Origin of the sequence: Paraburkholderia sp. BL21I4N1 (assembly GCF_002973525.1) — a bacterium.
In the GTDB taxonomy this organism is placed as follows: Bacteria; Pseudomonadota; Gammaproteobacteria; order Burkholderiales; family Burkholderiaceae; genus Paraburkholderia.
This window is the reverse complement of record NZ_PVEN01000005.1, coordinates 426,946-440,500: the sequence shown is the minus strand read 5'-3', so window position 1 is coordinate 440,500 and position 13,555 is coordinate 426,946. Positions and strand designations below refer to the sequence as shown.

The following is a 13,555-nucleotide window of genomic DNA, read 5'->3' as shown; positions in this document are numbered from 1 at the left end:
ATGGCCGCGCTACCTGCTAGTCCAGGCAGGTAGCGCGGCCGTTTGCATTGTGAAATCCTTCGTCGCCTGTTTGACGAACGAAGGGAATCCAGTGGTAAAACGCGCCATCATTTGCGAGGGTGACACGACGTCACACGGCGGTCGTGTACTCGAAGGTAACGATAAATCAAGGATCGACGGACGAGCGATAGCGGGCGTCGGACACAAGGTGCTCTGTCCGCTTTGCAAAGGTGTGTTTGCGATCTCGGACGATTTGCTCGGACGTCGTATTCCGCATCGGATGCATGGCCGCGATACGGCGGTTGATGGCATGCGCGCTACCTGCGGCGCCGTGCTGATCGCGTCGCAATCCAGAATGACCATTGAAGATCGTGGGGAGATCGAGCCTGATCGCGGCGGGGGTGAGAGCGATGTCCGATCAATTGGCCCGGAGCCGACGCTTTGCGTCGAATGTTTGCGAGCCGCAACGGAAAGCGGTGCGACGACCGTGATGCGAGGTTAGCGCGTGCCGTTGTCGAAACTCGAACGTTATCTGACGCAACGTCGGATACAGACCTCGCTGCCTGTTCGGCTTTACGCACTCGTTGATGGGCTGCTTTATGGCGACGCGTTGGGTGCGAGCGCGCTTGAACGCGGTTGCACCGCGATTGCCTTGTTCGATGACACGCCCGACGCTTCGCTTGCCGATGCGGGGCCGTGGCTGATCGATGTTGAAGGTTCTGCAATGGCGACACGCTGCGCACTGTTAGAGCTTGCGGCTGGCGCTTCGGGTGTGTCGTGGCTCACTACCGCTTATCAGTTTCAATCACTCGCGCGGGAATTGCGTGAGCGATTGGACGTGCTGATGCCGGACGGCGGCACGGCGCTACTGCGCTTCTACGATGCTCGCCTTGTGAGCGATATCACGCGGGTGTTGTCGTCGTCGCAACGTGCGGCGTTTTTTGTGCCGACGTTCGATTGGCTGGTGCAGATCAATGGCGAACTGGTCAGGGTGCATCCGGATGATTGAGTTGACTTCGGAACAGGTGGCGGCGCTTGCCGATGTCGACGCTAAAGGTTTCGTCGAGCGGGTGCGGCAGGCTTTGATGAGCGAAGAGCCGGAATTGGTGAATACCGCTTTTCTCTGGGCGAGGTTGTGGCGTGCTTTCAATGTCGCGCGAGGAATCGGTATTCGGGAAGATGCCCATCTCATCGAGTTTCTCCGACTTGAAGCTTACTCGCCCAGTTTCTATGAGAAGCCTGCGATGCGTGCCTGGATCAAGCGTTCGGGTCACTCTGCCGACGAGCGGTTTCATGATTTTCTGTGTGTGTTGCGCTGGCGAATTGAACATCCTGAATTTGTGGGAGGGTTGACGTATGGGGACGATACTGGCGCCGCTGCTGGAGAGCGCCGTCGCGGAGTTTGGGCCGGCTTTGTTGAGCGCTGGAAGGGCTTTGCTGGGTGGTGTGGCTACGGGGGCGGTGGGAAGCGTGGCGGGTGATGCTTCGAAGGATGACAGCAAAAGCACGCCTGCGGTGCGCGCGTTGCCGCAGATCGGGGAGAGCTGCAGGAAATGTCCGCCGGAACAAACGGGGCTTGCGGTCAAACGCTCGCACTACATGAAGCCCACACCGCGCGAGTACCAAGGTCGAATAACCGGTCGACCTTTTAGCGTCCCGGATGGGTGGAGCGAAGAATGGGCCTGGATGAATGTCGATTTCGATGGCTTCAAACGGGAGGCCTGTCTGCTGCAGGAGGCAAAAGCCAACTACGATCAGTTTCTTGATGAAGATGGAGAGCCCAAGTTTTTCTTTAGCGGGTTCACTGGAGTTATCAAGCAAGTCACTCTGCAGGCACAAACAGTAAAGGCTAACCCGCCCGCAAAGCTGTTGTGGTATTTCATGACGCCTGGGACGCGAGAATACCTGCTGCCTGTGTTGGAGCGAATCGGCGTGCCTTCTGTCTATCAACCCTAGTCTTACAACGATATGAAATTTGTAGCCCAGTACAGAGAGCAACGGGACATAGTCCCGTCTGATTTCAATTTCCATCTGACACGACTATGGTCCGTTATCGAAGCGCTCGCGGGCAAGGACGCACGTCTCGCCGAATGGTTTCTCCAGGGAAATGTCGTGGCTGAAGCTCGACTACATGCAATCTATGAACAGAAAGCGTTGCTATCACCGGCTGCAAAGGCCGTACTCGACGAGCAATATCGCAATGAAAAAGAACACCCTAAGGCTGTAGGTATGTGGAACGGGGCGTCGGTTAAAAAGGACGGGGCGTCAATTGTGCTGATCTTTGATAACGGCCCCATGCCGGGCGACCTGGACATCACACTCGGCGAGGAAAATACCACCGCCTCTCGATTGGGAGACTTCAACGCAATCGCTCAGATCGTCTCGAAGATTGCCATCGTTTACATGCCCGCGTACGTAGCGGCGGCTCCGCAAAAGTATTCGTCCAAACGTGTCTTCGACGACAAACCCGGCGTGGGTTGGATGCTGTATCTACCCGGGATCATCACTGTGCAGCAGGTTCCCGAGGCGCGTGCGCTGATCCCTGTCCGTGCGACGGGTAAGCAGCAAACCGGAACGATCATCGTGAGCGTAACCGACGCCGTTTTCTCAATCGACAACTCCGAGCACATCGAAATCGCCAACCGCATCGAGATCCGTCTCGTCGATCAGAATTTGCTGCCTCGCTACGTTGACCTTTGAGCCCGATAGTCATTCAGATCGGTTACCAACCAATAGACAGAGAGAATTGACGTATGGGGACATTATTCGCGCCGTTGTTAGAGGCAGCGGTCGCGGAACTTGGGCCGGTTTTGTTGAGCGCGGGAAAGGCGTTGTTGGGTGGGGCGGCCACGGGGGCGGTGGGAAGCGTGGCGGGTGATGCTTCGAAGGATGACAGCAAAAGCACGCCTGCGGTGCGCGCGTTGCCGCGGACTCGTGAGGGTTGCAGGAAATGTCCGCCGGAAGGAGGGGCCAAAGTGCGCAGGCGCCATGGTGTCAACTGGGACGCTTATCGGTATCAGGCACGTACTACTGGCTTTGCGTTCGATACAGAGCAGTGCCGCTGGAGCGACGAATGGAATTGGCTAGGCATTGACTTCGACGGATGTCAGCCTTCCAACTGTCTGTTGCAGGAAGCGAAGGGAAACTACGATCAGTTTTTTGCCGTGCCCGACAAACCTATGAAGTGGTTCGACGGATTCAAAACCATGTCCGAAACGATCGGCAAGCAGGCTCGTGTCACTCGTGCGAATCCGCCCGCCAAGCTTATATGGTATTTCCAGACGCCGAGAACACGGAGTTTCATGCTCCCGGTGCTACGAGAATTTGCCGTTACCTCCGTTTATCAACCGTAGGGACTGTGCAAATGGATATCAGACTTCAATTCCGCGATGAGTCGCTAACCTCGACCGATTTTCCGAACATCCTGACTCGTATTCACCATGTGACCAACGCGATGACGCGTATCGACGCGCGGTTCGCCGACTGGTACGCGCAAGGGGACAGTCCGGAAGAAGCACACATGTATCGGGCTTTCGAGAACGGACAGCCTTCTGCGGCGCTTGTCGCTGTCCTCCGCCATCGATATGCGAACGATTCGATGTTTACTTCCGTTGCACTATGGGACGGAGATGAGGACCATAACGAAGGCGCGACGCTTGCCTGTCTCGTCGGAGACAAATACCTGCCGGATTCCTTCGTGGTCAGTTTGTATAACGATGCCGCATTCGGCGACGTTAATTCGATGGCGTCAGTTGTTTTGGCGGCGATCGGGGCTTTCGCTCCGGCGTATCTGGCGGTGGCGCCGCGCGCATATGCCGGGAAGCAGGTCTTTGACGACAAGCCTGGTGTCGGTTGGATGTTGTACTTGCCAACGATCATAACGACGCAGCAGGTTCCCGAGGCGCGTGCACTGATCCCTATCCGTGCGACGGGCAAGCAGCAAACTGGAACAATCATCGTGAGCGTAACCGATACCGTTTTCTCCATCGACAACCCCGAGCACATCGAAATCGCCAACCGTATCGAGATCCGTCTCGTCGATCAGGATCTCCTACCTCGCTATGTGGACCTTTGAACCAGCCGGCTCACAGAAAAACCCACTAACCCCACGACAACGTCACCCGCGCCCAAGCCTTATAAACCACCGCACGCAATTCACTCGACCCATGCAACGATAGTCCGAGATTCGCCGCCGCCAGCGCGAGCGCAACCAGAATACTCACCGGCAGCGCGTTAATCGTTTCGGCCAACGCCAGCGCAACAACCAGAAACGCCAGATGAACCAGCATATTGCGCACAATAGACCACACATGCAGCCGCGAGAAAACGAGCAACACCGCATAGTCGAAGAAACTCTTCAGCACCACCACGGCCGCCGCGCCCATGATCCCGAACCAGTGAATCCCGCACCACAACGCGCCGGCGAACACCGGTAATTCGATCCAGCTCACACCGGCAATCGCCGCCGGACTCGTCTGTGCCTGAATCAGAATCCCCAGAATGCCCGACTGCCCGCTCAGCCACACGCCCAGCACGAGCACGCCGGCAACCGGCGCCGCAGCCGCGACCGCCGGCCCGAGCCACAGCATCAAAAACGGCTTCAACGCGAACAGCGCGACGATCACGCAAGGCGTAAACGCGCCGTTCAAAAACGCGAGCGCCCGGTGCGCGAGCGCATCCGCATCCGCGCGCGATACCGCCGAGAGTCGCGGAAACAACGTGCGTACCATCGCAATGGGCAGCAGGTTCAAACGCGTAATGAGATTCTGCGGCGTCGCGTAGTAAGTCACGAAACGCGCGCCGAGCAACGCACCTACCAGCACCCGGTCAAGCGTCGAGGCAATCATGTTGGCGCCGGAAAACAGCAGCATCCAGCGGCCATAGCGAAACAGCTCCGCCATCACGCGCCATTGTGGCATCCGCACACGTCGAATGCCGATGGCGCGAAACGCGGCCGCGCCCAGCATCACACCGGCAATCAGACGTGCCAGCACGGCTGCCGGTATCACGACCGCCAGCGAAGGCGAAAAGCAGAAAATCGCCGCCAGCGGCAGCAGTTGAAACAGCGCGGTGCCAATCGTCTGGTTGATGTTGAAACTGGCGAAACGCTCCACGCCGTTGATCGCACCGGCAAACACCCACGAAACGTTCGCGATCGGCACGGCCACCGCGATCCACGGCAGGCTCGCCATCACTTCGCGTTGAAACTCGGGTTCGATCTTCACGCCATGCGTGATGTAAATGAACGTGCCGAGATAGATCAGCAGGCCACCGACAATGCCGGTGCCCAGATTCATGAACCAGGCGCTCCAGAAAATCCGCTCGATCGAATCGTCGTTGGCGGCGCGTGCCTTGGATATCTGATTTTCCGTCGCGAGACTCGTGCCGAGATCGAGCACACTGAAATAGCCGATCAGCGCCCACACCAGATTGATGACACCGTAGCGCTCCACGCCCATCAGATGGATGTACGCCGGCACGGTCACCAGGGAAACGAAGGTCGGTGCGATCGCTCCCGCGAAGTTGATGAAGATGTTCCTGACGATACTTCTTTCCATGGTGCCCTTGTCCGGCGGCTGAAGTCCTTCAATGATGAGGTTCGTCCCGGACGCCGTCGGTTCGCGGCCGCACCCTGCGGCATGCGCGGCACGTCGGCGTCGGCCCGTCGCAGCCTCGAATAGTGCCCTGGCGCCCCCTGCGCCTGTGTGGGTGGCCGTACAGATAGTCGCGATCCGCCAGGGTTAAATGAATAGCCAACAGAGGGCAGGGCCGTTGCGACACCCTCGGCACCGGCACCCAGTGCCGCTATTTAACGGGGTTTGACCATGACGCGTGGCGAGAACGGCGGGGGCGCATTGACCGCACGATTGATCTCGATATGCATTCCCACCTGTAACCGGCCTGCGTTGCTGGAACAGGCCATCGACAGTTGTCTCGCGCAAACCTACGGCGAATTCGAAATCGTCATCGGCGACGATTCCGCCGACGACAGCGCGCAACAGCTCGTGGAGCGCTGCCGTTCGCGCAGTACACGGCCCATCCGCTACGAACGCAATACGCCGCGGCTCGGACAAGCGGGCAACGTCAACCGGCTTTTCGCGCGCGCGTGGGGCGCACGCCTCGTGCTGTTGCACGACGACGATCTGCTGGAACCCGGCGCATTGGCCAGTCTGGACGCCTGCTGGCAGCGCTACCCGGCATTGACCGCGGCGTTCGGCAAACAGCGTGTCATCGCCGACGACGGCACGCCGCGCCCGCAGGCCACCGAACGGCTGAACGTCGACTACCGGCGCGTGCCGGAACGCGCCGGCCGGCTGCCCGTGCCCGCCTTGGCAGGCATCGACCAGATGTTTCCAAACAACGGCTATCTCGTGGATACCCTGGCGGCGCGCCGGACCGGCTATCGCACGGTGGCGGAAGTCGGCGAGGCGTGCGATTTCGATTTCGGTCTGCGCCTTAGCATGGACGCCGCGGCCATCTGTTTCGTGGACGAGTTCGTGTCGATCTCGCGCGAAACGGCCCAATCCATTTCGACCCATGCGTTGCCTGCCATGCACGCGTTTGCGCAACTGCGCGCGAGCCGCGTGCCGGCCGCGGCGCAGGCCGCCCGCGACGACGCGTTGCGCCGGGTCGCGCCGCGCGCGGCCTCCGCGTATGCGCGCGCCGGCGAACCGGCCAACGCGTGGCGTGTGCTGTTATCGCGGCACTACCCGATGCGCGAGCGATTGCGCGCGCGGTTTTTTTATCACGTGCTGCTCGCGGCCCGTTCCACTTTCGCGCTGCGTACGCCGCACGGCGGCTGAGTTTTTTGCATCGTTTCATCGACGCTCGTCTTTCGCACAGCAACGCTATCCGCGCCGTCCGCGCCTCGCAGTCAGAAGGGCTATGTGGCAAGGCGTACAGAGGATAGGTATGAGGTTTGTTGTAATGCTTGAAAGGTAAGCACAGTGAGGAGCGAAGCGTGAGGCCAGTAGTCTTCGATGGTCAGTTCGGTTGGTTCCATCCGGCGAATGGGCCGCATGGCGTGGTGTTGTGTTCTCCGTTCGGCTATGACGCGCTCTGCACCTATCGCGGCTTGCGCAGGCTGGCCGAGCGGCTCGCGGAACGCGGTATGCCGGTGTTGCGCTTCGACTACCCCGGCACCGGCGACTCGGCCGGCGACCCGAGCGAACCGGGCCGCTGGCGCGCGTGGATCGATAGCATCAAGGAAGCCGTCGCGTGGCTGCGCGAGTCCACCGGCGTCGCGCGCGTCAGTTTGTGTGGGTTGCGGCTGGGGGGCACGCTGGCCGCGCTCGCGGCACAGGAACTCGGCGACGTGAACGGCCTCGTGCTGCTCGCGCCGGTCCTGTCCGGCAAGAACTATCAGCGTGAGTTGCGCGCGCATTACCGGCAGTGGCTGTCGATTCCGGCGTCGATGGATTGCGTTCACGAGCCCGACACCGACGCTTTCGTCGAGGCTTACGGTTTTCGTCTCTATCAGGACACGCTGGAGAGCCTGCGCGCCGTCGACTTGCGACGCGATGCGCGGCAGCCCGCCACGCGCATTCTCGTCCTCGATTCGCTGGACGCCGGGCGCGTCGACGCGCTGGTCGCGCACTATCGCGAGCAAGGTCTCGACGTCGAACGGCAGCCGTTCGACGAATACGGCAAGTTCATGCTGGAATCGCTCGACAGCGAGTTGCCGCGAGCGGCGTTCGCATCGATCGAAAACTGGCTGGCGGAGCGGGGCGACGCGGCGGCGAGCGCGCCTGTCGGCGGCGATGCGCAGCATGCTGCCGTTCATTGCGCCACGCACGCGACCGACCACCTCGCCGGCCATCCCGTCGCGCCGAACGTGGTCGAGACGCCGGTCTGGCTCGACGGCGGCCGATTGTTCGGCATCTACTGCGCGCCGGCCGCGCGGTGCGAAGCGCACGCGAGCGCCACCGCGCCTGCCGCGCTTCTACTGAACACGGGCGCCGTTTCCCGGATCGGCAATGCGCGACTCGGCGTGCGTTTCGCACGGCGTCTCGCGCAACAGGGCATCAGCTCGCTGCGGGTCGATCTCCGCGGTCTGGGTGACAGCCTGCCATCCGTCGACGGCCTCAACCTCGACGCGTTGTACGCGCCGGAAGGCGTCGACGATGCCGCGTGCGCGGCCCGCTGGTTGAACGCGCAAGGTCATCGCGGCGCCGTGGTGCTCGGCATTTGCGCGGGCGCCTACATCGGCTTGCATGCCGCCGCGCGTGAACCGGCCGTAACCGGCGCGGTGCTGATCAATCTGCAGAAGTTCAGCTGGCGCAACCTCTGCGACGAGCAGGGCAAACCGAAAGTTGCACCCGCAACCTTCGGCTCGACGCGCAGCTATCTGCGTTCCATGTACCAGCCGCGCAAATGGCTGCGCGTGCTGAAGGGGCAGTCGGGCGGCTGGCCGGTGGCGCGCGAGTTGGCGGCGCGCTTCATGGCCCGCATTGGCGCGACGCTGGCCGACCGGCTCGAACGCGTGAGCGGTATCGAACTGGGCGCGCGCGAAGCGCACCGCCTGATCGCCGCGGTCGACGCCAAAGGCGCCGAGACACGGCTGGTGTATGGCGTACTCGACGAAGGCGTCGAGGAACTGGAATGTCACTTCGGCGCGCACGGTGCGCGGCTGCGACGTTTTCAGCACGTCCGCGCGGCGTTTTGCGAGCGCACCGATCACGCGATCCTGTCGTCGAGCGCGCAGGAAAACGTGATGTCGTACTTCGAGAATTTCTATCGCGACACCTTCAGCGGAATTGCGCGGACCGACACCGAACCAGCCCACGACGCGCGTCCGACGCGCTCCCGCTGGCGCCGGTCGAGAGCCGCGCAATGGCTTGTAAAGCGGGCGCGCGCGGTTCGTCTATTCGGAGAAGCCTCATGAATGCGCGGGACGTCCCGCACATGTGAGCTTCCGGGGAGGAGCGCCATGCATCGTCAAACCGAACTGGACCGCATCAATCGCGTTGCGTGGAATTCAGCCGACGCCGCGCGCGTCTTCACCCAGGAAAAGACCTTCTCAGACCCCGGCGAGGAGGCCGCCTTCGGCTGGCTCGCGCCGCGTTGCAGCGGCGCGCCGCTGCTCGATATCGGCGTCGGCACCGGCCGCACGATTCCGTTGATGACCGCGATCTCGAACGACTACACCGGCGTCGACTACACCGAGAGCCTGCTCGAACTGGCGAGGTCGCGCTATCCGACGCACGATTTGCGCCACATGGACGCGCGCGATATGTCGGCGTTGCCGTCAGGTCACTACGGACTCGCCGAGTTCAGCTGGAATGGGATCGACTGCGTCGACTACGAGGACCGCGTGCGCATTCTCGAAGAGATGTACCGCGTCGTGCGGCCAGGCGGCTATGTGCTGTTCTCGTCGCACAACCGCGGCGGCCCAGGCTACCTCGAGAATATCTGGCAATTGTTGCCGCACTTCACGCCCAACCCGCTCAAGCTCGGCTGGCGCACGCTGATTTCCGTACGGCGCTTCCAGCTCGGCACGCTGAACTACCTACGCCACGTGAAGCTGAATCACGACTACGGCGCTTATGCGGTGAAAACCGCGGCCGCGCACAACTTCGGCATTGTGATCGTCTACACGACGCTCGGCGAGCAGCGCCGCCAACTCGCGCAGGTCGGTTTGCAAAGCGATGCAGTGTTCGGTAGTTGCGAAGGCAACCGAATTCCCGACGACGTCGAGGAGAGCGGCGCGTGGTGGTTTCACTTCATTGCGCACAAGCCGCTGGCCGCCTGTCGCTTCGATTGAGATGACGCATTCCCGATCGCGCGCGCTTCGGACGCCGGTCCGTCTCTTTCCGCCAGCGGCGCGCCATCGCGCCGTGTCGGTCAGACAATTCACCGCGCTACGTGCGTCTTCGCACTATGCAAATTTTGCAACGCAGGCACGCTTGGGACGCAAGCTTATGGCCCATCAAAATATGCGGCGTTACACGGACGAAACAATTCTTCAGAGGGATAACCCTGTCAGGACGTTTCCCAACTGGCGCATCTGTTTTGAAGCTAGCAACGTATCGTAAAACAACCAGGATGCATCAATAAAACGACACACGAGGGCCGCTTGATCAACAGGCTACGCGGGGGCAAACACCGCTTCGGGGAGAGTGTCATGGAACAGGCAAACAAGGATCGATCGCTGGTGAGCAAAGTCATGGACGGACTGGTCACCGGCATCGTCGAAGAGAAGTACGGCGCCATACTGCCACCGCAGGATGTGCTGTCGAAGGAGTTCGACGTCAGCCGCACCGTCATGCGCGAGGCGCTGTCGATGCTGCTCGCGCGCGACATGCTGGACGTGCGGCCGAAGATCGGCACGCGTATCCGGCCGATGAGCGATTGGCGCATGATCGACGAGGACGTCGTGCAATGGCGTTTTCGCGCGAAACCCGATCCGCTGTTTCTGCGCGACGTGATCGAGTTCCGCATTCTGATCGAACCGCGTGCGTCGGCGCAGGCGGCCGCGCGCGGCAGCGCCGCCGACATCGCGGCGATTCGCGAGGCGTTCGAGGCGTTCCGCGCGATCCGGCCGGGCGAGCCGGGCTATCAGGAAGCCGACGAGCTGTTCCACACCCGCATCGTGGTGGCGAGCGGCAATCAGTTCTTCAAGCAGATGGCGGCGATCATTCGCGGCGCGCTGTCGACGGTCAATCCGATCGTTACCACGCGCGAAGGGCTGTGGGAGACGGCGGTGAATTCGCATCGGCGAGTGGTCGACGCGATCGAACGGCGCGACCCGAAGGAAGCCGAAATCGCCTCGCTCGCGATGATCGACTACACGGCGGAAGAAGTCGGCGGCCAGTTTTCCGGGGAGCCTCCCGTCACGCGCGAATAAGCGCGCCCGCTGCTGCCGCGACGGGCGGCAGACGGATTGTCTTCGACGACCTTGCAGCACGAACGACGCAAGCTCATGTTCACACGTGAGCGAGCGGCATGCGCGACAATAGCGCCTGTTCGGAACTGCATGGACTTGAAGAAACAATGACCAGCACGTCAATAAACGCGGCAAACGCAACCCCGCCATCCTCACCCGACCGTGTGATTCGTTGGGGGATCGTCGGCACCGGCCGGATTGCCCGCCGCTTTGCACAGGGACTGGCGTTCGTGCCGCATGCGCAACTTGGCGCGCTGTGGTCGCGCCGCGCCGAGCCCGCCCGGGCTTTTGCCGAAGAATTCGGCGGCGAGGTCTGCGCGGATTTCGAGGCGCTGCTCGCGAGCGGCATCGACGCGCTCTATATCGCGACCGTCCAGGACAGCCACGCCGACTACGCGATCGCCGCGCTGCAAGCCGGTTTGCACGTATTGTGCGAGAAACCCGCCACCATCAACCAGCCGCAGCTCGAGCGTGTGCTCGAGGTCGCGCGCGCCACGCAACGGCTTTTCATGGAAGCGATGAAGCCGCCGTTCTATCCGCTCTACAGAAAGTTGCGCGCGCATCTAACGGTCGAACCGATCGGCGACGTGGGACTCGTGCGCGCCGGCTGTTCGGTGCCGGGCGTGCCGGACGATCATCCGTCGCTGTCGTTCGAGCATGCCGGCGGCGCGCTGCTCGATATCGGCATCTACGAGATTTTTCTCGCGGTCGACTGGCTCGGCGCACCGCGTGAGGTGCAGACGCTCGGGCGGCTCGGGTCCACCGGCGTCGATCTGTTCGCGAGCCTGAACAGTCAGCACGAGCGCGGTATCGCGCAGTTGTTCTGCGGGCTCGATCTGCACGGCAAGGGCGACGCGCTGCTGATGGCCAAAGAAGGCCATGTGACGATTCACGAGCCGTGGTGGAATCCGTCGCGCGCCACGATCCGCTACGCTGACGGGCGCGTCGTCGAACTCGACGAGCCGTTCGAAGGCGGTGGCCTGAACTACGAGACCGCGCATTTCTGCGAGCTGATTCGCGCGGGGCAACGGGAGAGTCCGCTGATGCCGCACAGCACGTCGCTGCAGATGATCGCGATGGCCGACGCCGCGCGTGCGGCGCTGGGGCTGAAGTTCGCGGGGGAGTGAGGGAGGGGCCAAGGCGGTGGTACGATTTGCGCGGGCCACGCCGCGCATGCCATTGCGCCGTCGGTCCGCAGCTTTCGAACACCTTCCACTGGAGCCGCCTGCCATGCGCATGCTTGGAAAATTGTGGCGCGACAACAAGAGCCTCGTCGCGTTTCTGTTCTTGATGGTGTTGTTTCGCAGCGCGGTGGCCGACTGGAACGTCGTGCCGAGCGGCTCGATGCTGCCGACGATCCGCGAAGGCGACCGGATCTTCGTCGACAAGATGGCTTACGATCTGCGCGTGCCCCTCACGCACATCACGATCGCGCATCTGCATGATCCGCAGCGCGGCGATATCGTCACGATCGATTCGTCCGCCGCGCATGAGCTGATCGTCAAGCGGTTGATCGGCGTGCCGGGCGACCGCGTGGCGATGCGTGACAACGTGCTGTTTGTGAACGGTGTGCGCGCCGATTACCAGCCGCTCAAGTTGAAGCCGCTGCCGGGCGATGCCGTGACGCCGGGCGATTATCTGACCGAGCGCTTCGACGGTGTCGCACACACCATGCGGCTCGCGCCCGAGGCACCCAGTCCGCGCAATTCGTTTGGGCCGGTGACGGTGCCGCCCGGCGAATATCTGATGCTCGGCGACAATCGCGACGACAGCGCCGACTCGCGTTACTTCGGTTTCTTTCCGCGCAAGGAACTGATGGGCCGCACGCGTCGCGTGGCGTTTTCGCTCGACCCGGATCACTACTACGCGCCGCGTTTCGAACGCTTCGGCGCGGCGCTGGATCCGCACGCGGCGCCGCTCGCGAGTCGCTAGTAGACGTTAGAGGTTGGACCCGACCTCAGCGATCTCCCGCTCAGTTGCGTGACGGCAGCGCGAGGCGCCGTTCGTACCAGCGCTGCACGCCTTCGAGCAGTTGACACAGCACCCAGTAGACCGCCGCCGCGGCCAGATACAGGGGCAGCGGCTGATAGGTCGACGCGATGATTTCCTGTGCGCTGCGCAGCAGCTCAGTGACGGTAATGACCGACACCAGCGACGTGTCCTTGATCAGGCTGATCAAACTGTTCGACAGGCTCGGCACGGCAATGCGCAGCGCCTGCGGCGCGATCACGTAACGCAGCGTCTGGCGTCGCGAAAGACCGAGGCTATACGCGGCCAACCATTGGCCGTTGTGGATGCCCAATATCGCACCGCGCATGCTCTCCGACAGATACGCCGCGACGTTTGCCGACAGCGCGATCACGCCGGCCGGCGTCGGATCGAGCGAAATGCCGAAGCTCGGCAAGCCGTAGTAAATCACGAAGATCTGCACCAGCAGCGGCGTGCCGCGCATCACGCTCACGTAGATGCGCGCGAGCCACTTCAGCACGCGGTTGTGGCTCACACCCATCAACGCGAGCACGGCGCCGGCCAGCAGGCCGAAGAACATCGACAGTACCGCGAACTTGACCGTCAGGACGGCGCCCTGTGCAAGCACAGGAAGCGATTGGACGAGCAGGGAAGTGGTGGGCATGAGCGGGAGTCGTCGGGTCGGGTTGGCGTCGGATTGCC

At 62.1% G+C, this 13,555-nt stretch carries 15 protein-coding genes; 13 read left to right on the top strand and 2 right to left on the bottom strand.

Annotation, left to right across the window (positions count from 1 at the left end; all coding sequences use genetic code 11):
* Nucleotides 1-91 precede the first annotated feature (91 nt).
* From B0G83_RS16740 to B0G83_RS16715, 7 genes are read left to right on the top strand one after another with little or no spacing between them, the layout of a single operon-like run.
* Complete coding sequence (locus B0G83_RS16740; RefSeq protein ID WP_105508490.1) at nt 92-502, top strand: PAAR domain-containing protein; 411 nt, start codon at nt 92-94, stop codon at nt 500-502.
* A gap of 3 nt (nt 503-505) precedes the next feature.
* Nucleotides 506-1,009, top strand: coding sequence for a DUF4123 domain-containing protein (locus B0G83_RS16735; RefSeq protein ID WP_105508489.1), 504 nt, complete (start codon nt 506-508; stop codon nt 1,007-1,009).
* Nucleotides 1,002-1,481 carry a hypothetical protein gene (locus tag B0G83_RS39150; protein WP_258167914.1) on the top strand — a complete coding sequence of 160 codons (480 nt, stop codon included), beginning with the start codon at nt 1,002-1,004 and terminating at the stop codon, nt 1,479-1,481. Before B0G83_RS16735 ends, B0G83_RS39150 begins: the two co-directional genes overlap by 8 nt.
* Nucleotides 1,471-1,956 carry a restriction endonuclease fold toxin 5 domain-containing protein gene (locus tag B0G83_RS16730; protein ID WP_258167913.1) on the top strand — a complete coding sequence of 162 codons (486 nt, stop codon included), beginning with the start codon at nt 1,471-1,473 and terminating at the stop codon, nt 1,954-1,956. Before B0G83_RS39150 ends, B0G83_RS16730 begins: the two co-directional genes overlap by 11 nt.
* A 12-nt stretch (nt 1,957-1,968) precedes the next feature.
* A complete protein-coding gene (locus tag B0G83_RS16725; protein ID WP_105508487.1) occupies nt 1,969-2,700 on the top strand; it encodes an immunity 52 family protein in 732 nt (243 codons plus the stop codon).
* Nucleotides 2,701-2,753: 53 nt separating this feature from the next.
* On the top strand, nt 2,754-3,353 hold the full coding sequence (locus tag B0G83_RS16720) for a restriction endonuclease fold toxin 5 domain-containing protein (protein ID WP_105508486.1): 600 nt from the start codon (nt 2,754-2,756) through the stop codon (nt 3,351-3,353).
* A gap of 11 nt (nt 3,354-3,364) precedes the next feature.
* Entirely contained in the window at nt 3,365-4,075 is a 711-nt protein-coding gene (locus B0G83_RS16715) for an immunity 52 family protein (RefSeq protein WP_105508485.1), read from the top strand.
* 25 nt (nt 4,076-4,100) lie between these two features.
* On the opposite strand, the gene B0G83_RS16710 is transcribed toward B0G83_RS16715, so the two are convergent.
* On the bottom strand, nt 4,101-5,558 hold the full coding sequence (locus B0G83_RS16710) for an oligosaccharide flippase family protein (RefSeq protein WP_105508484.1): 1,458 nt from the start codon (nt 5,556-5,558) through the stop codon (nt 4,101-4,103).
* Between the two features lie 267 nt (nt 5,559-5,825).
* Between B0G83_RS16710 and B0G83_RS16705 the strand changes: the two genes are divergently transcribed.
* From B0G83_RS16705 to lepB, 6 genes are all read left to right on the top strand, one after another.
* A complete protein-coding gene (locus B0G83_RS16705) occupies nt 5,826-6,803 on the top strand; it encodes a glycosyltransferase family 2 protein (protein ID WP_105508483.1) in 978 nt (325 codons plus the stop codon).
* A 158-nt stretch (nt 6,804-6,961) separates the two neighbouring features.
* Entirely contained in the window at nt 6,962-8,884 is a 1,923-nt protein-coding gene (locus B0G83_RS16700) for an alpha/beta fold hydrolase (protein WP_105508482.1), read from the top strand.
* A gap of 45 nt (nt 8,885-8,929) precedes the next feature.
* Nucleotides 8,930-9,763 (top strand): class I SAM-dependent methyltransferase, encoded by an 834-nt coding sequence (locus B0G83_RS16695; protein ID WP_105508481.1) that lies wholly within the window; start codon nt 8,930-8,932, stop codon nt 9,761-9,763.
* 360 nt (nt 9,764-10,123) lie between these two features.
* Nucleotides 10,124-10,846, top strand: a complete 723-nt coding sequence (locus B0G83_RS16690; protein WP_105508480.1) for a FadR/GntR family transcriptional regulator — start codon at nt 10,124-10,126, stop codon at nt 10,844-10,846.
* Nucleotides 10,847-10,992: 146 nt separating this feature from the next.
* On the top strand, nt 10,993-12,012 hold the full coding sequence (locus tag B0G83_RS16685) for a Gfo/Idh/MocA family protein (protein ID WP_258167912.1): 1,020 nt from the start codon (nt 10,993-10,995) through the stop codon (nt 12,010-12,012).
* A 103-nt stretch (nt 12,013-12,115) separates the two neighbouring features.
* Nucleotides 12,116-12,817 carry a signal peptidase I gene (gene lepB, locus B0G83_RS16680; protein WP_105508478.1) on the top strand — a complete coding sequence of 234 codons (702 nt, stop codon included), beginning with the start codon at nt 12,116-12,118 and terminating at the stop codon, nt 12,815-12,817.
* 40 nt (nt 12,818-12,857) lie between these two features.
* Here lepB and B0G83_RS16675 read toward each other — a convergent pair whose 3' ends face one another.
* Nucleotides 12,858-13,517 carry an amino acid ABC transporter permease gene (locus B0G83_RS16675; protein WP_105508477.1) on the bottom strand — a complete coding sequence of 220 codons (660 nt, stop codon included), beginning with the start codon at nt 13,515-13,517 and terminating at the stop codon, nt 12,858-12,860.
* Between the last annotated feature and the right edge of the window lie 38 nt (nt 13,518-13,555).